We start from the raw sequence: 21,570 nt of genomic DNA on the forward strand, positions 1-21,570 counted from the left end.
CGACGGCCGGTCCCGGGGGAGCCGGGACCGGCCGGCGCGCGACGTGCGACGTGCGACGGGTGCGACGTGCGACCGGGCGCGTCAGTAGCGGACGAGCGCCGGGATGGCCGGGGCGGCCGAGCCGGACAGGCCGAGCGTGGCGTCGTACGCCTTCTTCCAGTCGCCGCTCTTCTCGTGCGCCTCGAGGGCGTCGCTGACCGCGTTGCGGAACACCGCGTCGTCCTTGTTCAGGCCGACGCCGTAGTTCTCCACGGTGAACGGCTCGCCGACCACCTTGAGCGCGCCCGGGTCCTTGGCCGCGTAGCCCTTGAGGATCGCGTCGTCGGTGGAGACCGCGTCGACCTGGTTGGAGAGCAGGTTCTCGACACACAGCGAGTAGGTGTCGAACACCCGGGTGGTGGTGTCGGGGAACTTGGACTGCAGGTTCTGCAGCGGGGTGGAGCCCTTGGCGGAGCACACCGTCTTGCCCTTGATGGTGTCCTTGCCGGTGATCGCGGTCTCGTTCTTGCGAACCAGGAGGGACTGGCCGGCGATGTAGTACGGACCGGCGAAGGACACCTGCTCCTTGCGCTTGTCGGTGATGCTGTAGGTGCCGACGTAGTAGTCGATGTCACCGTTGACCAGCGCGTTCTCCCGGTTGGTCGACGCGATCGCCTTGAACTCGATCTTGTCCGGGCCGAAGCCGAGGTCGGCCGCGATCATCTTGGCGATCTCGATGTCGAAGCCCGAGTACTTGCCGGTGGCCGGGTCCTTGGAGCCGAGGAAGGGCTGGTCCTCCTTGGCACCGACGATCAGCTTGCCGCGCCGCTTGGCGTTGTCGAAGGTCTTCGAGCCGGTGAGCGCGGCGTCCGCCTTGGGCGTGTAGCTGGGCAGCTCGGGCTTGGTCGCACCGGGCGCGCCCTGCGAACCACCGGTGGTACCGCCCGGCGTCTTGGCCTCCGGCGAACCGTCCTTGCCGCACGCGGTACCGAACAGGGCGAGCACGGCGATGCCGGCGACGGCCACGGATGAGCGCATCTTCATGATCAACGTCCTTGAGTGAAAGGGAGAGCGGCCTGACGACAGACGAACTGCAGGGTGCGAAGCGTGAGTTGCGCCATCGGGCGCACTGGGGGCGCCCGATGCGGCTCAGTGATGCAGGATCTTGGAGAGGAAGTCCCGAGCACGGTCGCTGCGCGGGTTGCTGAAGAATTCGTCGGGCGTGTTCTCCTCGACGATGCGGCCGTCGGCCATGAAGATCACCCGGTTCGCGGCGGAGCGCGCGAAGCCCATCTCGTGGGTCACCACGACCATCGTCATGCCCTCGCGGGCCAGGTCGCGCATGACCTCCAGGACCTCGTTGATCATCTCCGGGTCGAGCGCGGAGGTGGGCTCGTCGAAGAGCATCACCTTGGGCTCCATGGCCAGCGCACGGGCGATCGCGACGCGCTGCTGCTGACCACCGGAGAGTTGGGCCGGGTACTTGTCCGCCTGGCTGCCCACGCCGACCCGGTCCAGCAGTTCGTGCGCCCGGCGGGTGACCGCGTCGGCCTTCTCGCGACGGACCTTGAGCGGGCCCAGCGTCACGTTCTGGAGCACGGTCTTGTGCGCGAACAGGTTGAACGACTGGAAGACCATGCCGACGTCCGAGCGCAGGCGGGCGAGTTCGCGACCCTCCTGCGGGAGGAGGTTCCCGTCGATGGTGATCCGGCCGCCGTCGATCGCCTCCAGCCGGTTGATCGTGCGGCACAGCGTCGACTTTCCCGATCCGGACGGACCGATGACGACGACGACCTCGCCCCTGTGGATCGTCAGGTCGATGTCCTGCAACACGTGCAGGGCGCCGAAGTGCTTGTTGACGTTCTCCAACACGACGAGGGGCTCGCCGGGGTGCGCGTCCTTGCCGATGTCGCGCTTGGTGAGCACCGGCGGCTTCGGTGCGGTGTCAGAGGCATCCGTCGTCACGATGGCGGGCTCCGTCCAGAGTCGTCCCGTATCTTTTTGCGCGACCGGGTGGCAGGTGGGTTCGAGAGTCTCCCGGCGAGGCCGGGTGGTGCGTGACACTAGGGCAGGCAGCACCCCCCCAGTCAGTGCACTTGAGCTTGTCTTGAGGTCAAGAGTCGGTAACGGACCGTCAGATGTGAGGAACCACGTGCGCCTCCTGCTCGTCGAGGATGATCTGCGAGTCGCCACGCCGCTACGCGCGGTTCTGGGCCGGCACGGCTTCACCGTGCGACACGCCACCACCGGCGAGGAGGCCCTCGCCGCGCTCGACGACGTGCCCGACGTGGTGCTGCTCGACCTGTCGCTGCCCGACCACGACGGCTTCGAGGTGTGCAGTCGGATCCGGCGGCTGTGCGACGTCCCGGTGATCATGGTCACCGCGCGCGCGGACATCCGATCGCGCATACACGGGCTGAACCTGGGCGCCGACGACTACGTCACCAAGCCCTACGACATCGGCGAACTACTGGCGCGCATACACGCGGTGAGCAGACGTACGCGCAGTGACGCACCGATCGCGGAGGGTGCGCCTGCCGCCAAGGGGCCCGGCGGCATCGTGTTGGACCCGGCCACCCGGCGGGTCACCGTCGGCGGTGTCGACGTGGTGCTCACCCGCAAGGAGTTCGACCTGCTCGCCCTACTGGCACAGCGCCCGGGCGTGGTGTTCCGGCGCGAACAGATCATCAGCGAGGTCTGGCACACCAGCTGGGCGGGCAACAACCGCACCCTGGAGGTGCACGTCGCGTCGCTGCGCTCCAAGCTCGGCAATCCGGCGATCGTCGAGACGGTGCGCGGCGTGGGCTACCGTGTCGTTCCCGAGGCCTGATCCCACCGGCTTCCCGACGGATCGTCACCGGCTCCTGTGCGTACCCGCCTGCTCGCCCTGCTCCTCGCCCTGATGACCGCGGTGCTGATCGCGCTCGGCATCCCGTTGGCGATCTCCCGCGCCTCCGCCCATCAGCAGGAGCTGATCCGCGACCGCGTGGACGACCTCACCCGCTTCGTTTCGGACACCCAGCTGACCGTGGTCTCGGACACCCTGCGCGCGCAGACCGACGGAGGACAGCCACCCGGCCCCGACGCCGCCGACCTGGACATGTTGCGCTCCGAACTGGAGCGCTACGAGGCCGTCTACGGCATCCGGGTCGGCGCCTTCGATCGGCGCGGCCAGCCGATCGCCGTGTCGCATCCGGGATTTCGCATCGATCCGCGGTCGCCGGCGTTCACCGAGGCGCTCGCCGGGCGGCGCAGCGACGACCCTGGACAGGTGTGGCCCTGGCAGCGCGACCGCATCGTGGTGGCGGTCCCGGTGATCCACCGCGGCGACGTGGTCGCGGTCGTGTTGACCGACTCGCCGACCGGCCGGATGCGCTCGAAGATCCAACGGGTGTGGCTGATTCTGGTCGCCGGCGAGGTGGTCGCGGTGCTGGCCGCGCTGCTGCTCGCGACCCGGCTCACCGGCTGGGTGCTGCGCCCGGTCCGAGTGCTCGACTCGGTGACCCACGAGATCGCCACCGGCCGGCTCGGCGCACGGGTGGCCGGCGCCCAGGGGCCGCCGGAACTGCGGCGGCTGGCAAGGTCGTTCAACGAGATGGCGGACCACGTGGAGACCGTCGTGGACCAGCAGCGGGCGTTCGCCGCGGACGCCTCACACCAACTGCGCAACCCGCTGTCCGCGCTGCTGCTGCGGATCGAGGAGCTGGGCCTGTCGCTGCCGCCGGGCCACGGCGAGACTTTGGAGGGCGTGCGCGAGGAGGGCCGGCGGCTCACCCATGTCCTGGACGAACTCCTGGAGTTGGCGCTGGCGGAGAACGCCCGCCCGTCCCCGCGGGCCGTGGACGTGGCGGCCCTCGTGCACGAACGGGTCGACGCGTGGCAGACGTTGGCCCGCAGCCGCGGTCGCCGGTTCGAGCAGGAGGGCCCGCTCGCGCTGACCGGCAACGTGGACCCGGTCACCCTGGGCAGCGCGCTCGACGCGATCCTGGACAACGCGCTCAAGTTCGCCCCCGAGGACACCACGATCACGGTGGCGTGCTCGGCGGTGGGCAGCGAGGTGGAGATCCGCGTCAGCGACCGCGGCCCGGGGCTCACCTTCGAGGAGATGCGACGGGTGGGCGACCGGTTCTGGCGCAGCCCGCGGCATCAGAACGTGGACGGCTCGGGCCTGGGCCTGTCGATCGCCCGCACGCTGCTCGCCGCGAGCGGCGGGACGATCGACTTCGCCGCGCGCGAGGGCGGCGGGCTGACCGTCACGCTGACCGTGCCCAGGGCCGACTGAGCCCGCGCCGGGGCGGGCACACGGCCGCCGCCGATACCCGTGCTATTCGGCCACCCGGCACTGCGGCGCACGCGGCTGCGGCAGGCCCAGCGGGCGCAGCCGCACGTCGTAGGCCCGCTGCCAGTCACCGTTGGCGATGTGTCGGTTCAGCGCTCCGCACACCGCGTCCGCGAGGGCGACGTCGCCCTTGCTCAGGCCCACGCCGTACGGCTCGTCCGAGAACGGCCGCCCCAGAATCCGCAGCGTGCCCGGGTACTGGGCGACGAAGCCGGACAGGATCGCGTCGTCGGTGCTGACGCCGCGCACGTTCTTGGCCAACAACTCGTCCACGCACTCCGAGTACTTGCCGCGCTCCTGGACCTTCATGGTCGGGAACTCGGTGCGGATGCGGTTCGCCGACGTCGACTCGCGCACCACGCACACCGCGCTGTCGGCAAGGTCCTCGGGGCCGTTGACGTCCGGCTCGTCCGAGCGGACCAGGAAGTCCTGGCCGGCGATGAAGTACGGCCCGGCGAAGGAGACCTTCTGCGAGCGGGCGGCGTTGATCGTGTAGCTGGCCACGACCAGGTCGACCTGACCGCTGGTGATCCGGTACTCGCGGTTCTGCGTCTCCACGTCCATGAACGTGACCCGGTCCTTGAACCCGAGATCGTCCGCGATCATCCGCGCGATATCGTCGTCGAAGCCCTGATACGCCTGGTCGCCGGTGCGCACGCTCCACCCGGGTTGGTCAGGTTTGACCCCGATGATGATCCGGCCCCGGGCCACCATCTCCCGGTAGGTCGGCGAGTTCTTGCGCAAACCGGCGAGCGGGTCGGGGGCGTGCGTGCCGCCCTCGGCCGGGTTGTTCTCCACCGCGAGCCAGGACACGCCCACCGCGACCAACAGGAACGCCAAAGCGGCGGGCAGCGCGATCCGGGTGCGCCGCCACCACCGGGCCCGGCCCGCGGGCCGCGATTGCGGCTCCTGCGGCGGGCCTTCGCCCGCGTAGGTGGCCTCGACGTCCTCCTCCGGCTCCTCGCGCTCGCGCCGGGGCAGCGGGTCGCCGCCCCAGGTCACCGGCACCGAGTCCTGCACCACCCGGGTGAGCAGCGCGTCGGTCTCCTTGGCGTCCAGCCGCCGGATCGGGTCCTTGCGCAACAGGCCCATGATCACCGGCTCCAGCGGACCCGCGTGCCGGGGCGGCGCGGGCGGCGCGTTCACCACGGCGTCCACGACCTCCACTGGGGAGGCCCGCCGAAACGGCGCGAGGCCCTCGACCATCTCGTACAGCGTCGCGCCCAGCGACCACAGGTCGGAGGCCGGATCCAGCGCGTCCGGCCGGTCGGCGAGCGTGTGCTCGCTCGATCCGTTGTCGGTGAGCACGCCGGCCCGACCCCGGGAGAACTGCTCCGCGCGCTCGGGTGCGAGGTAGCCCGGGGTGCCGAGTAGTTCGCCGAACTGGGTCACCTGGGGCGCATCGGCGAAGGTGGCGATGCCGAAGTCGGTGAGCACCACCCGGCCGTCCATGCCCAGGAGCACGTTCGCCGGCTTCACGTCACGATGCAGCACACCCTTGGCATGCGCGGCGCGCAGCGCCCGCAGCACGTCCAGGCCGATCCGGGCCGCCTCGGCGTGGTCGAGTCGACCCTCCGCGCGGATCACGTCGGCCAGCGAGCGCGAGATCACCAATTCCATGACGATCCATGGCAAACCGTCCTCTTCGAAGACGTCGTGCACCGTCACCACGTTCTCGTGGCGGATGCGGGCCGCGGCGATCGCCTCGCGCTTGCTGCGCTCCAGCCAGGACCGCTGCGAGCCCGCGTCCAAGGACTTGGGGAGCAGCAACTCCTTGACCGCGACCTCGCGGCCGAGGGCGGTGTCCACAGCCAGCCAGACCTCGCCCATACCGCCTCGGCCGAGACTGCGGCTGAGGCGGTAACGATTGTTCAGTATTCGGCCGATCTCCCCCTCGGACACCGCGGTCGCACCCTCCTCCCGAGCAAGCGGGCCTCCCTGACCATGTGTGCGGCCTTCCCCCCGGTCGGCTCACAGCGTCGGTTCGGGGACCGCGGACGGTCTGGCCTACAAGCTCAGAGCGTAGATGTCGGTCCCGAACACGATGACACGAACCCAGCATGTGCCATCGGGGCCGCTTCGCGCGACGCCCTTGGCATCACGATCTGTCCGATCAGGGTTTCACCGATCGGTACCACCGCTGAGCGCCCGTGTGCAGCGGTAGCGGATCGGTGAAGATCGCCGTCCTGGGGTCGACCAACTGGGCCGCGTGCACCTCGCGTCCGATCGCTTCCCGATTCTCCATCACCGTCTCGGTCACCCGCCTGATCAGCACCGGATCCTGCGAGGCCTGAGTGACCAGCAGATTCGGGACCGCGATGGTGGGCGTCTCGGTGCCGCCGGGATAGGCGTCCGCGGGCACCACCGCCTCGCGGTACACCGGCCCGTAGCGATCGCGCAGCTTGCCCGCGAGGTCGCCGAGTTGGACCAGCCGCAGCGACCAGTGCTCGGCCAGGTCGGAGACCGCCCCGGTGGGCAGCCCACCGGACCAGAAGAACGCGTCCACCGTGCCGTCGCGCAGTCGCTGGGTGGCCTCCCCGATGCCGATCCGGACCGGAGTGATGGCCCGCTCCAGGTCACCCATGCCCACCTCGCTCAGCAGCCGGCGGGTGATCAACTCCACGCCCGATCCGGGCAGCCCCACCACCACCCGGCGCCCGCGCAGGTCGGTGATCTTCTGCACGGGGGAACCGACCGGAACGACCAGTTGCACGTAGTCGTCGTACAACCGGGCGACGGCCCGCAGCCGCTCGCGATCGCCCGGTCCCAGATCGGCCACCGCGTCGGCGGTGGCGATGCCGAAGGTGTCGACGCCCTCGATCACCCGACGCAGGTTCTCCACCGACCCACCGCTGGAGTTCACCGTGACCTTGACGTCCAGGTCCGCGGACAGCCGCGGCCGCAACAGTTCGCCGTAGCGGTGGTACACCCCGGTCGGCACCCCGGTGGCCAACGAGACCGGCCCGCCCGGGGTCGGCCGGTCGTCCTGCGAGAACACCACGTACCCGCCGACCAGGCACAACAGCACGAGCGTGACCAGCGCGGCCCGAACCAGGCGGGGTCGGCGCGCACAGGCGTCGCGCAGGGAAACGGGGAGGAACGACAAGGAGGGCACGGCGGCGATATTGCCATGGAGGTCGGCCACACGCCCGGGGAAGCAAACCCCGTACCCTGTCGGGTGTTATGACTGCGCGAAGCTATGAGGTCCGCACCTACGGGTGCCAGATGAACGTCCACGACTCCGAGCGACTGTCCGGTCTGCTGGAGGACGCGGGGTACGTCCGCGCGCCCAAGGGGGAGTCGGCCGACGTGGTCGTCTTCAACACGTGCGCCGTCCGCGAGAACGCGGACAACAAGCTGTACGGGAACCTGGGCCACCTCGCGCCCGCGAAGGCGGAACGCCCAGGCATGCAGATCGCGGTCGGCGGCTGCCTCGCGCAAAAGGACCGGGACACCATCGTGCGCAAGGCGCCGTGGGTGGACGTGGTCTTCGGCACGCACAACGTGGGCTCGCTGCCGGTGCTCCTGGAGCGGGCCCGGATCGAGCAGGAGGCCCAGGTCGAGATCCTGGAGTCGCTCGACGTCTTCCCCTCCACGCTGCCCACCCGGCGCGAGTCGGCGTACGCGGCGTGGGTGGCCATCTCGGTGGGCTGCAACAACACCTGCACGTTCTGCATCGTGCCCGCGCTGCGCGGCAAGGAGAAGGACCGCCGACCCGGCGACGTGCTCGCCGAGATCGAGACCCTGGTCGGCGAGGGCGTGATCGAGGTCACCCTGCTCGGCCAGAACGTGAACGCGTACGGCTCGGACATGGGCGATCGCGAAGCGTTCTCCAAGCTGCTCCGCTCGTGCGGACGGATCGAGGGCCTGGAGCGGGTGCGCTTCACCTCGCCGCACCCACGCGACTTCACCGACGACGTGATCGCGGCGATGGCCGAGACGCCGAACGTGATGCACCAGTTGCACATGCCGCTGCAGTCCGGCTCGGACACGATGTTGCGCGCGATGCGCCGCTCCTACCGGCAGGACCGGTACCTCGGGATCATCGAGCGGGTGCGGGCGGCGATGCCGGACGCGGCGATCTCCACCGACATCATCGTGGGCTTCCCCGGGGAGACCGACGAGGACTTCGAACAGACCCTGCACACCGTGCGCGAGGCCCGGTTCGCCGCCGCGTTCACGTTCCAGTACTCCAAGCGCCCGGGCACCCCGGCGGCCACGATGGACGGCCAGGTGCCCAAGGAGGTCGTGACCGAGCGCTACCAGCGGCTGCTCGCGCTCCAGGAGGAGATCTCCTGGGCGGAGAACCGCACCCAGGTCGGCCGCACCCTGGAGGTGCTGGTCGCCGAGGGCGAGGGGCGCAAGGACCACGACACCGCGCGGTTGTCCGGACGGGCCCCGGACAACCGCCTCGTGCACTTCGAACGCCCCGCCGATGGCGTGCGGCCCGGCGACATGGTCTCGGTCGAGATCACCTACGCCGCGCCGCACCACCTGCTTGCGGAGAAGCCGACCCTGGCGATCCGGCGCACCCGCGCGGGCGACGCGTGGGAGCGCCGCAACGCGGCCCCCGCGGCCACGCCGGGCGTGCTGCTCGGCATGCCGCAGATCGGCGCGCCCGCGGCTCCGGCGACGCCGACCGGGGTCGCGTGTTGCGACTGAGCACCGCTCAGGTCACGTTCCAGCCGAGCAGGACCGGCTGTTCGCGCTCGTAGCCGAGTGTGGACAGCCGGGCGGTCTCCAGCCGGAACAGCCGGCCGTCCTCGGGCGGCAGGCCCAGCCAGCGGGCGGTCAACACCCGGAGCAGGTGGCCGTGGGCGACGAGCACCGCGTCCTCGCCGCGCTCCAGTACCGGCCGCACCCGATCCAGCACCCGGTCGACCCGGCGGCCCACATCGGTGATCGACTCGCCCGGATGCTCGGCGTCGCCGGGGATCACCCCGTCCCGCCACAGGAACCAGCCCGGGACGGTCTCGCGGATCTCGTTCGTGGTGATGCCCTCGTAGCCGCCGTAGTCCCACTCGACCAGATCCGGTTCGAGCCGTCCGCCGGTGATCCCGGCCAGCTCCGCGGTGTGCCGGGCCCTGGTCAACGGGCTGATCAGGGCGAGCCCGAACTCGTGCCCGGCCAGCAGGTCCGCCACCGCCTTGGCCTGGGCCTCGCCCTCGGGCGTCAGCGGGATGTCGGTCAGCCCCGTATGCCGCCCGGACCTGCTCCATTCGGTCTCACCATGTCGCACCAACATCAGTTCTCGCATGTGATCCATCCCATCACGCGCCCCGGGAGGCGTCGCGGCGGCCACTTAGTACTCTCCCTGAATGCTCGTAGCCGCCGCGGTAGTCCCGTGCCCCCCGATGATCGTGCCCGAGCTGGCCCGCGGGGCCGCAGCGGAGTTGGACGCGCTGCGCGCGGCGTGTGATCAGGCGCTGGCCGGGCTGGCCGGGGCGGCCCCGGACCGGTTGGTCATAGTGGGCGCGGGCGATGCGGACGCGACCCTGGAGGGCGGGGGGACCGGCTCGTTCGCGCCGTACGGGCTCGACCTGGAGGTCACCCTGGGAACCGGCGCCGCGCAGCCGCTGTCGCCCGCGCTGACCATCGGCGCCTGGCTGCTCGGCCGCTCGCCGTGGGCCGCCGACCGGATCGCTGCGGGGACCGCGCCGAGCCCGGTGACTGCGGCGGTGATCGCGTCGGACGCCGACCCCGCGCGCTGTGCGGCCCGGGGCGCCGAACTGGTCGCGGGCCCCGATCGGGTCGCGCTCCTGGTGGTCGGGGACGGGTCCGCGTGCCGGACCGAGAAGGCCCCCGGCTATCTCGACGCGCGTGCCGAGCCCTACGACCGCGCACTGGGCGCGGCGCTCGCGGACGCCGACCCGGACGCCCTCGCGGCGCTGGACCCGGCGCTCGCGGAGGAGCTGTGGGTGGCCGGCCGGCCCGCCCTTCAGGTGCTGGCCGGCGCGGCGGGCCCGGGTCGGCACGGCCGGCTGCTCTACGCGGAGGCCCCCTACGGCGTCGGCTACTTCGTGGCGCTCTGGTCCTGATCGGCGACGACCCCGCGACGGTCGGACCCGCAACACGAAAGCCCGGGTATGAAAGCCCGGGTATGAAAGCTCGGGCACGAAAGCCCCAGGCACGAGCGCCCCGGGTACGAAAGAAGCGGGCGGTGGTCACCGGAATCCGGTGACCACCGCCCGCTTCACACTCACACGGTGGGATCGGCAGGAGGCCCGGGCGGCGTCGCCTCGGGTGCGTCGCCGCCGGTCTTGCGCAGCGATTCCTTGGCCTTGTCCGATGCGCCTTGGATCTTGTCGGTGTGCGTGCCGCCGGTCTTTCGATCGGCGACCTCGGCGGCCTTGTCGATGCCCTTGTCGGCCTTGTCGCCGTGCCGACCGAGCAACCCCTCGGCCTTGGCCTTGATGTTGTCGAAGACACCCATGTCCTGCTCCTCCTCGGATGCGCCCGTTGCGACCTGCTCGCCGGCCGTGTCCCCGGGAGTTAGGGGAGCGGGCGTGGTGGCCGCCGCCTCGACCGGTTCGGCCTCGGCGCCGGCCGAAGCCCGCGTTGCGGGCCGGTCCTCGACCAGCGTGGCGGTTTCCGTGCCCGCCGCGTTTTGTGAGCAGCACGAGCCGCTCTCCTCCGACGTGCTCGGACGCCGCTTGAACCAGTCGAAAACACTCACAATTTCTCCTAGACCGTATGTCTGTGGCCGTTGACGTGCATTTCGGCGACGTGCCGGGGCCGGTCCGCTGCGCCATCCGGGTACCGCCGCGCCGCCCGGAGTACAGCCGCCCGGGGATATGGGTCGTCGGAGATCAACGAGAGCGCGCGGGGCCGGTCACGACCTCGCGGGCGGCCGTACCGCAACGAGCGACGGCGCGACCCGGTGCGGTGATCCGGCAGACTTGGGGGGTGAGTCCCCGTGTCATTGCCGTCGTCGGTCCCACTGCGGCCGGAAAGTCCGATCTGGGGGTCGCCTTGGCCCGTGCGCTGCACGGGGAGGTGATCAACACCGATTCCATGCAGCTCTACCGGGGCATGGACATCGGCACCGCCAAACTGACCGTCGCCGAGCGCGCCGGCGTCCCGCACCACCTGCTCGACGTGTGGGACGTGACCAGCTCCGCCAGCGTCGCCGAGTATCAGCGCGACGCGCGGGCGCTGGTGGACGACCTGCTGACGCGCGGCCGGACGCCCGTGCTGGTCGGCGGTTCCGGGCTGTACGTGCGCGCGGTGCTGGACGACCTGGAGTTCCCCGGCACCGACCCCGAGATCCGGGCCCGCCTGGAGGCCGAGGCCGAGCGGGTCGGGCCCGGGCCGCTGCATGAGCGCCTGGCCGCCGCCGATCCGCCCGCCGCCGCGGCGATCCTGCCGAGCAACGCCCGGCGGATCGTGCGCGCGCTGGAGGTCATCGAGCTCACCGGGCGCCCGTTCACCGCCACCCTGCCCACCCACCGCTCGCTCTACGACAGCGTGCAGATCGGCGTGGACGTGCCCCGCCCGGTGCTGGACGAGCGGATCACCGCGCGGGTGGACCGGATGTGGGCGGCGGGTCTGGTCGAGGAGGTGCGCGAGCTGGAGAAGGTCGGGCTGCGCGAGGGCCGGACCGCCTCGCGCGCGCTGGGCTACGCGCAGGTGCTGCGGCTGCTCGCGGGCGAGTGCACCGACGAACAGGCCCGCGAGGACACCGTGCGCACCACCCGCCGGTTCGCCCGCAGGCAGGACACCTGGTTCCGGCGGGACCCGCGGATCGAGTGGCTGGAGCACTCCCGGGCCGATCTCCTGGACGCCGCGCTCGAACGGGTGATCCGACCCGCGTAGGGGTGTTGCGGGTGAGGCGCGCGTGGCACGGTGGGAGGTCCGTGACACACCCAAACCTGCTCGGGGGAGGCGGTCGTGATCCGCTCTGTTCGTCGCGCCATGGCGCTGGGTACGGCGCTGGGGCTCGCATTGACCATTCCGGGGGTGGCGTCCGCGCACCCCGGCGAGTCGGCCGGCCCGCCGTCCAAGCAGCCGGTGGCCACGGGCTGGGGTGGCGCGGTCTCCAGCGTCGACCCCGACGCCACCCGGATCGGTCTGGACGTGCTGCGCCGAGGCGGCAACGCGGTGGACGCCGCGGTGGCCACGGCCGCAGCCCTGGGTGTCACCGAGCCCTACTCGTCCGGGATCGGCGGCGGTGGCTACTTCGTCTACTACGACGCGCGCAGCCGCACGGTGCGCACCCTGGACGGCCGCGAGACGGCGCCCGCGAAGATGGACGAGGACGCCTTCCTCGACCCGGCCACCGGGCTGCCGATCCCGTTCGACCAGGGTGTCAACTCGGGGCTCTCGGTGGGCATTCCCGGCACCCCGCAGACCTGGAACACCGCGCTGCGCAAATGGGGCACCACCAACCTGCGCGCGGCGCTGGAGCCCGCGCGGGCGCTGGCCGAGCGGGGGTTCGTGGTCGACCAGACCTTCCACGACCAGACCGCGGCGAACGCGACCCGGTTCGACGACATCACCCCGACCGCGCGGCTGTTCCTGCCCGACGGGCAGCCGCCGGTCGTGGGCAGCGTGTTCCGCAACCCGGACCTGGCCCGCACCTACGAGCAACTGGGCCGCGACGGCGTGGACTGGTTCTACCGGGGCGGGCTCGGCCGCGAGGTGGTGCACACCGCGCAACAACCGCCGGTGGCGCCGGGCGCGGACCGGGTCTTTCGGCCCGGCCTGATCGACACCGGCGACCTGGCCCGCTACCGGGTCCTGGACCAGCGACCCACGCACGTCGACTTCCGCGGGCTGGACGTCTACGGCATGGCGCCGTCCTCGTCCGGCGGATCCACGGTGGGCGAGGCGCTCAACATCTTGGAGACCACCGATCCGCGTCGGCAGGACGAGGCCACCGCGACGCACTACTACCTGGAGGCGTCCCGCCTCGCGTTCGCCGACCGCAATCGCTACGTCGGCGACCCCGCCACCGTGGACGTGCCGCTCCGCGGCCTGCTCGCGGACGGCTACGCGAGGGAACGCGCGTGCCTGATCGACCCCGACCACGCCGCGGTGAGCCCGGTTCCACCGGGTGACCCGACGCCGCCGTACGACCGGGGCTGCCGACCCGTGGGCACGCCGGAGGCGAGCGAGCCGGTCGAGGGGTTGTCCACGACCCACCTGGTCACCGCCGACCGCTGGGGCAACGTGGTGTCGTACACGCTGACCATCGAGCAGACCGGGGGCAGCGCGATCACCGTGCCCGGTCGCGGTTTCCTGCTCAACAACGAGCTGACCGACTTCAACTTCGCGCCGCTCACCCCCGGCGTGTCCGACCCGAACCTGCCCGCGCCGGGCAAGCGCCCGCGCAGCAGCATGTCGCCGACCATCGTGCTCCGCGACGGTCGTCCGTTCATCGCGGTCGGCTCGCCCGGCGGCGCGACCATCATCACCACGGTGCTCCAGGTGCTGACCGGGCGCCTGGACCGGGGCCTGTCGCTGCCGCAGGCGGTCGCCGCGCCGCGGTTGTCCCAGCGCAACGGGGCGGCCACCGAGGTCGAACCCGGGGTGCCGGCTCCGCTGCGCGTGGCCCTGGAGCAACGCGGGCATGTGCTCAAGGCGAATCCGGAGATCGGTGCCGCCGCCGCGCTGGAGTTCCTCCCGGGGGGCCGGGTCCAGGCCGTGGCGGAGCCCACCCGCCGGGGCGGCGGCGCGGCGGGAGTGGTCCGACCCGGCTGATAACAGGCTCACTCGACGAGGCCGGCCCGCACCACACGAAAGCGGCGGCCCCGATGGAAACCCATCGGGGCCGCTGTCGGCCACGCCCCGGGGCGTGACCGACACGCTCTAGGATTGTCGAGTGAGCACTCTGCACTTCTTCAAGGGTCACGGCACCGAGAACGACTTCGTCATCGTGCCGGACGCGGACGGCGAGTTCACCCCGACCGCCGAGCAGGTCGCCGCGCTGTGCGATCGGCGTGCGGGCATCGGCGGCGACGGCCTGCTCCGGGTGGTGCGTTCGGCCAAGGATCCGGCCGCCGAGCACCTGGCCGGCGAGGCCGAGTGGTTCATGGACTACCGCAACTCCGACGGGTCGATCGCCGAGATGTGCGGCAACGGTGTGCGGGTGTTCGCCCGGTACCTGATCGAGCAGGGCCTGGCCGAGGCGGGCGAGCTGCGGGTGGCCACGCGCGGCGGGGTCAAGACGGTCATCGTGCCGATCGAGGGCCCGATCACGGTGGACATGGGCGTGCCCCGGCTGCCCGACTCCACGGGCATCGGGGTGGACGTCGAGGGGCGGGTGCGGCCCGCGACCAACGTCGACATGGGCAATCCGCACGCGGTGGTGTTCGTCGAGGACCTGGCCCAGGCGGGCAACCTGTACACGGCGCCGGCCGTGTCGCCGGCGGGGGTGTATCCCGACGGGGTCAATGTCGAGTTCGTGGTGCGCCGGGCGCCGGGGCATGTGGCCATGCGGGTGCACGAGCGCGGCTCCGGGGAGACCCGCTCGTGTGGAACCGGGGCGTGCGCGGTGATGGTCGCCGCCGCGCGGGCCGACGGCGCGGAGCCGGCCGTGACCGGCGAACCGGCCACCTACACCGTGGACCTCCCGGGCGGTCGGCTGGTGATCACCGAGCGCGTGGACGGCCACATCGAGATGGCCGGTCCGGCCGTGATCGTCGCGGAGGGACGGGTCGACCTCGACCGACTGTGAGACGTGGCCCCGCCGACGTCCCCGTGCGGTCGTTCGTCCGAACCCTGTGCACGCCCGATGCTCCGTGATAGGTCTTGCATGACCTGGTCAAGCAATGCCGTCATGGGGAGACGCCAGTATGAGCAGCATGGACACGGCACGTGATACCACTCGCGCGGTGAAGACGACGGTGCAGGCGGCGGGTGCCTTCTTCTTCGCGCCGCATACGGTCGCGCGCGGTGCGGAACTGGGTCTGGACGGCGTGACCCTGTACATCGCCGGTCGCGGCGGGGTGCTGGGGGACGTGGACGACGACACGGTGGTCCGCGCGTTCCACCACTTCACCGCCGACACCCTGCTCCCGCTGTGGGAGGCGGGCCGCAAGGTCGCGCCGCCCGCGCAGGTCGGCGAGCTGTACGCGGACTGTGCGCGGGCGTGGGGCCGTACCCATCTCGCGGACCTGCCCGAAGTGGAGCGGCTGGCCGAGATCACCACCTCGATCGTGCGTGCCAACGACCTGGGCGACCTGGCCCCGCTGTATTCGGCCTGGCGCGGCGTACATCTTCCGGATGACGCGCCCGGCCGGCTCGCGCAGAACCTGCAGACGCTGCGTGAGCACCGGGGCGGGCTGCACATCCTGGCGCTGGCCGCCCATCGCCTCACCCCGCTGCAGGCGCAGGCGGCCGAGGGGAGCCCGTACCTGGAGTTCTATGGGCATCGGAAGCCGTTTCCCGAGGTCACGGCCGATGTGGCGGAGCGCTACCGCGCCGCGGAGGAGCTCACCGACGAACTCGTGGCGGCCGGTTACGCGGTTCTGGACGAGGCCGAGGCGGCCGACTTCACCGCGTTCGCACCGGCCCTGGGTGCCCGGTTGACGCACTGACGCGAGCGGTCGGTCCCGGTACCGGGGTCCGGGAGAACCCCTAGGCGGGTCCTGCCTGGAGGTGGACCGCCTCGGGGGTCCCTCCTGCCAGGGAAGGACCCGCCCAACCCGACGCCGGGCCGACGCGGGGCGGGGGCATGTCTTCCTAGCCTGGAGGCATCAGTAAAGCGGGGGAGTGGTCGTGCGTTCGGGCGGCGGACCCCGCCCCGACCCAAGGAGAAACCATGTCTGCCCGCAACCGTCGATCGGCTCTGCTGGTCCCGCTGGTCGCACTTCCGCTGGTGCTCACCGCGTGTGAGTTCAACGTGGACAGCGATGGGCACGGGGCGGAGAAGAAGACCACGTCCTACGACGTCTCGCAGAATGTGCGCTCGCTCAAGGTGGACAGCGACGCGGGCAACGTCAAGGTGACGGAGGCCGACGTCAAGACGGTCAAGGTGACCGAGAAGCAGCACTACGACAACACGGCGCCGACGACCACGCACAACGTGGACGGCAACGGGCAACTGGTCCTCGACTACGACTGCGCGAGCAAGAAGGCATGCTTCGTGGCGTACGAGGTGACCATCCCGCGCGGGGGCGCCGCACTCGACATCCGCACCGACGCGGGCAATGTGACCCTGCGCGATGTGACCGGGACGCTCAACCTGCACACCAGCGCGGGCAAGATCGACGGCGAGGGGGTCACCTCGGCGAAGGTGACCGCGCAGACCGGTGCCGGGTCGATCGACCTGACCTTCACCAAGGCGCCGACCGACGTGGACGCCAAGACCAACGCGGGTCGGGCGACGGTGCGGGTGCCGGGCGGGCAGCAGTACGCGGCGGACGTGTCCACCACGATCGGCGACACCGACGTCAAGGTCTCGCGCAACGACCAGTCGCAGCACAAGATCAAGGTGCGCACCGACGCGGGGCAGGCCCGGCTGCTGACCTCGTGAGGGCGAAGGCTCGGCGGTGACGCGGGTCGAAGTGTTCAGCGCGTTCAGGCGGGTCGGCGGACGAACCGGCCGAAAACCCGGATGCCCGCGCGCGGGTCGTCGTGGGACCATCATGACGGCCGCCCCGGGGAATGGAGCGGCCCGCCGACTACGTTGAACAGGACGATATGACTTCTCGCTCACACCGCGCCGGACACGACGACACGGACTCGACTCCCCCATTCGACGACGCCGACGGCTTCGACGACGGAGCGGCCTTCGACGGATTCGGAACGGGCGATGACGTCGGGGTCGGTCCGCTCGACTACGACGGCGACCAGTTCGACCGCGAGGAGCGCAGCGCGCTCCGCCGAATCGCCGGGCTCTCCACCGAGCTGACCGACGTCACCGAGGTCGAATACCGACAGCTTCGCCTGGAACGGGTCGTGTTGGTCGGGGTCTGGACCGACGGGACCGCCGCGGACGCCGAATATTCGCTCAAGGAACTCGCCGCGCTCGCGGAGACCGCGGGCTCACAGGTGCTGGACGGGCTGATCCAGCGCCGCGACAAGCCGGACCCGGCGACCTACATCGGGTCCGGAAAGGCCAAGGAACTGCGCGACGTGGTGATCGCCACGGGCGCGGACACCGTGGTCTGCGACGGTGAGCTGACCCCGGGTCAGCTCATTCAGCTCGAAGACGTGGTCAAGGTCAAGGTCGTGGACCGCACGGCGTTGATCCTGGACATCTTCGCGCAGCATGCCAAGTCCCGAGAGGGCAAGGCGCAGGTCTCGCTGGCGCAGATGCAGTACATGCTGCCGCGCCTGCGTGGCTGGGGTGCCTCGCTGTCGCGCCAGATGGGTGGCGGCGGCGGTGGCGGCATGGCCACGCGTGGTCCCGGTGAGACGAAGATCGAGACCGATCGTCGGCGCATCCGGGAGAAGATGGCCAAGATGCGCCGCGAGATCGCGGACATGAAGAAGGCGCGGGACACCAAGCGGCAGGAGCGGCGGCGCAACGCCATCCCGTCGGTGGCCATCGCGGGTTACACGAACGCGGGCAAGTCCTCGATCCTGAACCGGTTGACCGGTGCGGGCGTGCTGGTGGAGAACGCGCTGTTCGCGACGCTGGATCCGACGGTGCGCAGGGCCGAGACGCCCAGCGGTCGCGGGTACACGCTCGCCGACACGGTCGGTTTCGTTCGGCATCTGCCGCACCAGCTGGTCGAGGCGTTCCGCTCCACCTTGGAAGAGGTCGCCGACGCGGATCTGATCCTGCACGTGGTGGACGGCTCCGACCCCACGCCGGAGGCCCAACTGGCGGCCGTGCGCGAGGTGTTCACCGAGGTCGAGGCGCACAAGGTGCGCGAGATCGTGGTGGTGAACAAGGCCGATGCGGCCGATCCCGAGGTGCTGGCCCGGCTGTTGCGTCGGGAGAAGCACGCGATCGTGGTGTCGGCGCGTACCGGGCAGGGCATGGACGAGCTGCTCGCGTTGATCGACGAGGAACTGCCGCGCCCGGATGTCGAGGTCGAGGTGGTCGTGCCGTACGAGCGCGGCGATCTGGTCGCCAAGGTGCACGGCACTGGCGAGCTGTTGGCCACCGAGCACCGCGAGGCGGGCACGTGGTTGCACGCCCGGGTGGGCCGGCAACTCGCCGCCGAGTTGGAGCGGTTCGTGGTCGCCAAGCGCTGACGTGGGCAGCTGGAGGGACCTCAGGCCCGGGTCGCACACGATGTCCGTGTGCGACCCGGGCCTTTGTCGTGTCCGTGGGGCCGGCGGTGCCCCCGCGTTCAGCGTTTGCGCTTGAGGTTGTCCAGCATGCGGCGGGCGTCCTGGTCCAGGTAGGGGCCGGCGATCCAGGTGTGTCCGGCGCCGCTGAGCGCGCTGTTGCCGATCAGCCGCAGCGTGCCGTCGGGGGCGGTGGCGTACCAGCCGCCGCCGCTGGCGCCGGCGGTCATGGTGCAGCCGATGCGCAGCAGGGGCGGGCTGTTCGAGTCGACGGTCATCCGGCGCGGGTCCTGGGTGCAGGCGAACATGGTCAGCCCGTCGAACGGGGCATCCTGCGGATATCCGTACGCGCCGGCGGCGGTCAGCTCGCGTGGGGCGTCGAACCACACCGGCAGGGCGCGGCCGACGACCTCCTCCAGGCTGCGTGCGCTGCGGTCGGGGTTCTTGACCTCGACCACCGCGTAGTCGTAGGCGGTGGCGGGTGACGTGGAGTTCGTGCCGCCGGCGCGCCACTGGTCGGAGGTGGACACCGAGGTCGCCCACCATTGGCCGAACGGCGCGACCGGGCCCGGGTTGCCGAGGTTGGCCAGGGTGGCCTGGCCGCTGCTGTTGAAGGCGGGCACGAACTGCAGGCTGGTGAACCAGGTGCCGCCGCGGCCGGCGTGGACGCAGTGGCCGGCGGTCCAGACCAGGTTGCTGCGGCCGGGGCGCTTGGGGTCGGCGACCACGGTGCCCGAGCAGACGGAGGGGCCGTCGGGGGCTTCGAAGAAGAGTTTGCCGGCGGCGACGGTGCCGGCCTCGCCGGTGTAGGGGCGGGCCACCGGGCGGGCCTGGACGGGTGCCGGCTTGGCCTCGGCGAGCACCTCCGGCAGCGGTTCTCGGGACGGTTGTGGGCCGGGTCGGTCGGGCGCCGCGGTCGGGGCGGGCGGGCCGTCCTCGCCCTTGGGGTCGCGGGGCTTGGCCCGGCTCATCCGTTCCGGGGTCCAGTGCGCGGGATCGCCGGGATCCGCGAGCGCCTCCGGGCCCCTGTCGTTGCCGCCGTCGTGACTGACTCCGTTGAGTGTCAGTGCCATGACGGTGCCCGTCACCAGCAGCGACACCGCCACCGTCAGCGTGACGAACAGCGTGCGAACGCCGTGCGTCAAGCGCCTACCTCCCCGTGTGCGCCCCCCGTGTATGAGCGCCCGACAGTATCGGAGGGGGGCGCGGCCGTGATCGGGCGGCGGTTCGGTCGTTGTTTGAGCAGGGGACGTCGAGTCGGCGATCGTCACTCGTTGTGATGATCGCTTTGCCCTGAGTCATCTCTTTGAGGTAAGCCTTACCTAAATTCCGATCGCCCTTGTGGAGGTGCCGCAGTCATGACCGCCGCCCTGACCAGGCCGGACGACCGCTCCGGCACCGAGGACTCGGCGCCGGCCGCGCCGCCGGCGGAAATCGCGCCCGCGGACACCGCCGCCACGGCCACCGTGCCCGCGGACACCAAGCAGATCGGTCGCCCGCGCATCGGCCCGTCGGCCGACGGGCCGGGCATCCTGCGCCGGCAGGCCGCCCGCGAGTCCTCGGCGCGCACGTACGCGCGCTCGTTGCCGATCGTGCCCGTGCGGGCCCGGGGGATGACCGTCGAGGGAGCCGACGGTCGGCGCTACCTCGATTGCCTCTCCGGCGCCGGCACGCTCGCGCTCGGCCACAACCACCCCGTGGTGCTCGCGGCGATCCGCGGCGTGCTGGACACCGGCGCGCCGCTGCACGTGCTCGACCTGGCCACTCCGGTCAAGGACCGCTTCGTCGAGGAGCTGTTCGCCACGCTGCCGCCGGAGTTGGCGCGGGACGGCCGGATCCAGTTCTGCGGGCCGGCCGGCACCGACGCGGTGGAGGCGGCGCTGAAGCTGGTGCGGACCGCGACCGGACGGCGCGGGGTGGTGGCGTTCACCGGCGCCTACCACGGGATGACCGAGGGCGCGCTGGCGGTCAGCGGGGACACCGCGATCCGCGACGCGACCGGCGCCGGCACCGGCGACGCCGTGCGGCTGCCGTTCCCGCAGCGATATCGCTGCCCGTTCGGCACCGGCGGCGCCGAGGGCGAGCGGGTGGCCGCGCACTACGCACGCACGCTCCTGGAGGATCCCAACGCCGGGGTGCCCGCGCCCGCCGGGATGATCGTGGAGCCGGTGCAGGGCGAGGGTGGGGTGCTGCCGGCGCCGGACGGCTGGCTGCGCGAGATGCGCCGGCTGACCGCCGAGCGCGGCATCGCGTTGATCGCCGACGAGGTACAGACCGGCCTGGGCCGGACCGGCACGATGTGGGGCGTGGACCACGCGGGGGTGGTGCCGGACGTGATGGTGATCTCCAAGGCGATCGGCGGCAGTCTGCCGCTCGCGGTGGTGGTCTACCGCGCCGAGCTGGACCACTGGTGGCCCGGTGCGCACGCGGGCACCTTCCGCGGCAACCAGCTCGCGATGGCGGCGGGCACCGCGACGATCGCCTTCGTGCGCGAGCACCGCCTGCACGAGCGGGCGGCCCTCCTGGGGGCCCGGCTCGCGGGCGCGCTGGGCGACCTGATGCCCGGTCAGCCGGCGATCGGCGACGTGCGTGGGCGCGGGCTGATGCTCGGCGTGGAGATCGTCGAGCCGGACGCCGCCGCGGACGCGTGCGGGACCCGGCCCGCGGCGCCGGCGCTGGCGCGCGCGGTGCGCCGGGAGGCGCTGGGTCGGGGGCTGATCGTCGAGTTGGGCGGGCGGCACGACAGCGTGGTGCGGCTGCTGCCGCCGCTGACGATGACCGACGTGCAGGCGGACGCGGTGTTGGAGCGGCTGGCGGATGCGATCGAGGCGGCTCGGGCCGGACAGGCGACCTCGACCGCCGGATCGGAGTCGGCGTGAGCACCGCGCGGCACGTCGGGCATCCGGTCGGGGCCGCGCTCGCGGGCGGGGTCGCGGGTGCCGACGCGCTGCGCACGCTGGTCGAGGTCGCGCTGGCCGCACTGGCGGGCGCCCCGGACCGACACGGGACAGATCCAGGTCACCCGGGACTCCCTCACGGCCTTGATGGACGATGTGGCCTCCGGG

The 21,570-nt window shown here is 71.6% G+C and carries 18 protein-coding genes and 1 pseudogene; 12 read left to right on the forward strand and 7 right to left on the reverse strand.

Annotated elements, in window-relative coordinates; all coding sequences use genetic code 11:
- Window positions 1-81: 81 nt before the first annotated feature.
- Both ABZS54_RS34005 and ABZS54_RS34010 read right to left on the reverse strand, forming a co-directional pair.
- Window positions 82-1,023, reverse strand: a complete 942-nt coding sequence (locus tag ABZS54_RS34005; RefSeq protein WP_355545039.1) for a glutamate ABC transporter substrate-binding protein — start codon at window positions 1,021-1,023, stop codon at window positions 82-84.
- 105 nt (window positions 1,024-1,128) lie between these two features.
- The gene (locus tag ABZS54_RS34010; RefSeq protein WP_355545085.1) at window positions 1,129-1,887 is read right to left on the reverse strand and encodes an amino acid ABC transporter ATP-binding protein; all 759 of its coding nucleotides are present in this window, start codon (window positions 1,885-1,887) and stop codon (window positions 1,129-1,131) included.
- Window positions 1,888-2,131: 244 nt separating this feature from the next.
- Here ABZS54_RS34010 and ABZS54_RS34015 point away from each other — a divergent pair, with 244 nt between their 5' ends.
- Together ABZS54_RS34015 and ABZS54_RS34020 are read left to right on the forward strand one after the other, a co-directional pair.
- On the forward strand, window positions 2,132-2,809 hold the full coding sequence (locus ABZS54_RS34015) for a response regulator transcription factor (protein WP_355545042.1): 678 nt from the start codon (window positions 2,132-2,134) through the stop codon (window positions 2,807-2,809).
- Between the two features lie 36 nt (window positions 2,810-2,845).
- Complete coding sequence (locus ABZS54_RS34020; RefSeq protein ID WP_355545045.1) at window positions 2,846-4,261, forward strand: HAMP domain-containing sensor histidine kinase; 1,416 nt, start codon at window positions 2,846-2,848, stop codon at window positions 4,259-4,261.
- Window positions 4,262-4,303: 42 nt separating this feature from the next.
- Here the strand turns inward: ABZS54_RS34020 and ABZS54_RS34025 are convergent, their stop codons facing one another.
- Window positions 4,304-6,220 (reverse strand): bifunctional serine/threonine-protein kinase/glutamate ABC transporter substrate-binding protein, encoded by a 1,917-nt coding sequence (locus ABZS54_RS34025; RefSeq protein ID WP_355545048.1) that lies wholly within the window; start codon window positions 6,218-6,220, stop codon window positions 4,304-4,306.
- Between the two features lie 211 nt (window positions 6,221-6,431).
- Window positions 6,432-7,433, reverse strand: coding sequence for a TAXI family TRAP transporter solute-binding subunit (locus ABZS54_RS34030; RefSeq protein WP_355545051.1), 1,002 nt, complete (start codon window positions 7,431-7,433; stop codon window positions 6,432-6,434).
- A 68-nt stretch (window positions 7,434-7,501) separates the two neighbouring features.
- On the opposite strand from ABZS54_RS34030, the gene miaB reads away from it, so the two are divergent.
- On the forward strand, window positions 7,502-8,980 hold the full coding sequence (gene miaB / locus ABZS54_RS34035) for a tRNA (N6-isopentenyl adenosine(37)-C2)-methylthiotransferase MiaB (protein ID WP_355545054.1): 1,479 nt from the start codon (window positions 7,502-7,504) through the stop codon (window positions 8,978-8,980).
- A gap of 7 nt (window positions 8,981-8,987) precedes the next feature.
- Here miaB and ABZS54_RS34040 read toward each other — a convergent pair whose 3' ends face one another.
- The gene (locus ABZS54_RS34040; RefSeq protein ID WP_355545057.1) at window positions 8,988-9,575 is read right to left on the reverse strand and encodes a histidine phosphatase family protein; all 588 of its coding nucleotides are present in this window, start codon (window positions 9,573-9,575) and stop codon (window positions 8,988-8,990) included.
- Between the two features lie 61 nt (window positions 9,576-9,636).
- Here ABZS54_RS34040 and ABZS54_RS34045 point away from each other — a divergent pair, with 61 nt between their 5' ends.
- Window positions 9,637-10,356: a hypothetical protein gene (locus tag ABZS54_RS34045; RefSeq protein ID WP_355545060.1), complete on the forward strand. Its 720-nt coding sequence runs from the start codon at window positions 9,637-9,639 to the stop codon at window positions 10,354-10,356.
- Between the two features lie 161 nt (window positions 10,357-10,517).
- Here the strand turns inward: ABZS54_RS34045 and ABZS54_RS34050 are convergent, their stop codons facing one another.
- The gene (locus tag ABZS54_RS34050; protein WP_355545063.1) at window positions 10,518-10,994 is read right to left on the reverse strand and encodes an antitoxin; all 477 of its coding nucleotides are present in this window, start codon (window positions 10,992-10,994) and stop codon (window positions 10,518-10,520) included.
- A gap of 230 nt (window positions 10,995-11,224) precedes the next feature.
- On the opposite strand from ABZS54_RS34050, the gene miaA reads away from it, so the two are divergent.
- The 6 genes from miaA to hflX all read left to right on the forward strand — a co-directional run bounded on the left by miaA (window position 11,225) and on the right by hflX (window position 18,469).
- Window positions 11,225-12,133, forward strand: a complete 909-nt coding sequence (gene miaA, locus ABZS54_RS34055) for a tRNA (adenosine(37)-N6)-dimethylallyltransferase MiaA (protein ID WP_355545066.1) — start codon at window positions 11,225-11,227, stop codon at window positions 12,131-12,133.
- Window positions 12,134-12,232: 99 nt separating this feature from the next.
- A complete protein-coding gene (ggt, locus tag ABZS54_RS34060; protein ID WP_355545088.1) occupies window positions 12,233-14,020 on the forward strand; it encodes a gamma-glutamyltransferase in 1,788 nt (595 codons plus the stop codon).
- Window positions 14,021-14,141: 121 nt separating this feature from the next.
- Window positions 14,142-14,996, forward strand: a complete 855-nt coding sequence (gene dapF, locus ABZS54_RS34065; RefSeq protein WP_355545069.1) for a diaminopimelate epimerase — start codon at window positions 14,142-14,144, stop codon at window positions 14,994-14,996.
- 127 nt (window positions 14,997-15,123) lie between these two features.
- The gene (locus tag ABZS54_RS34070) at window positions 15,124-15,858 is read left to right on the forward strand and encodes a hypothetical protein (RefSeq protein ID WP_355545072.1); all 735 of its coding nucleotides are present in this window, start codon (window positions 15,124-15,126) and stop codon (window positions 15,856-15,858) included.
- Window positions 15,859-16,082: 224 nt separating this feature from the next.
- On the forward strand, window positions 16,083-16,796 hold the full coding sequence (locus tag ABZS54_RS34075; RefSeq protein ID WP_355545075.1) for a DUF4097 family beta strand repeat-containing protein: 714 nt from the start codon (window positions 16,083-16,085) through the stop codon (window positions 16,794-16,796).
- A 167-nt stretch (window positions 16,797-16,963) separates the two neighbouring features.
- Window positions 16,964-18,469 (forward strand): GTPase HflX, encoded by a 1,506-nt coding sequence (hflX, locus tag ABZS54_RS34080; protein WP_355545078.1) that lies wholly within the window; start codon window positions 16,964-16,966, stop codon window positions 18,467-18,469.
- A gap of 98 nt (window positions 18,470-18,567) precedes the next feature.
- Here hflX and ABZS54_RS34085 read toward each other — a convergent pair whose 3' ends face one another.
- Window positions 18,568-19,650 (reverse strand): hypothetical protein, encoded by a 1,083-nt coding sequence (locus ABZS54_RS34085; protein ID WP_355545080.1) that lies wholly within the window; start codon window positions 19,648-19,650, stop codon window positions 18,568-18,570.
- A gap of 213 nt (window positions 19,651-19,863) precedes the next feature.
- On the opposite strand from ABZS54_RS34085, the gene ABZS54_RS34090 reads away from it, so the two are divergent.
- Window positions 19,864-21,384 (forward strand): diaminobutyrate--2-oxoglutarate transaminase, encoded by a 1,521-nt coding sequence (locus ABZS54_RS34090; protein WP_355545082.1) that lies wholly within the window; start codon window positions 19,864-19,866, stop codon window positions 21,382-21,384.
- Window positions 21,381-21,570: pseudogene (locus ABZS54_RS34095) on the forward strand (hypothetical protein); the annotation flags it as partial. The gene ABZS54_RS34090 and the pseudogene ABZS54_RS34095, both read left to right, overlap by 4 nt.

Origin of the sequence: Embleya sp. NPDC005575 (assembly GCF_040605455.1) — a bacterium.
Taxonomy (GTDB): domain Bacteria; phylum Actinomycetota; class Actinomycetes; order Streptomycetales; family Streptomycetaceae; genus Embleya.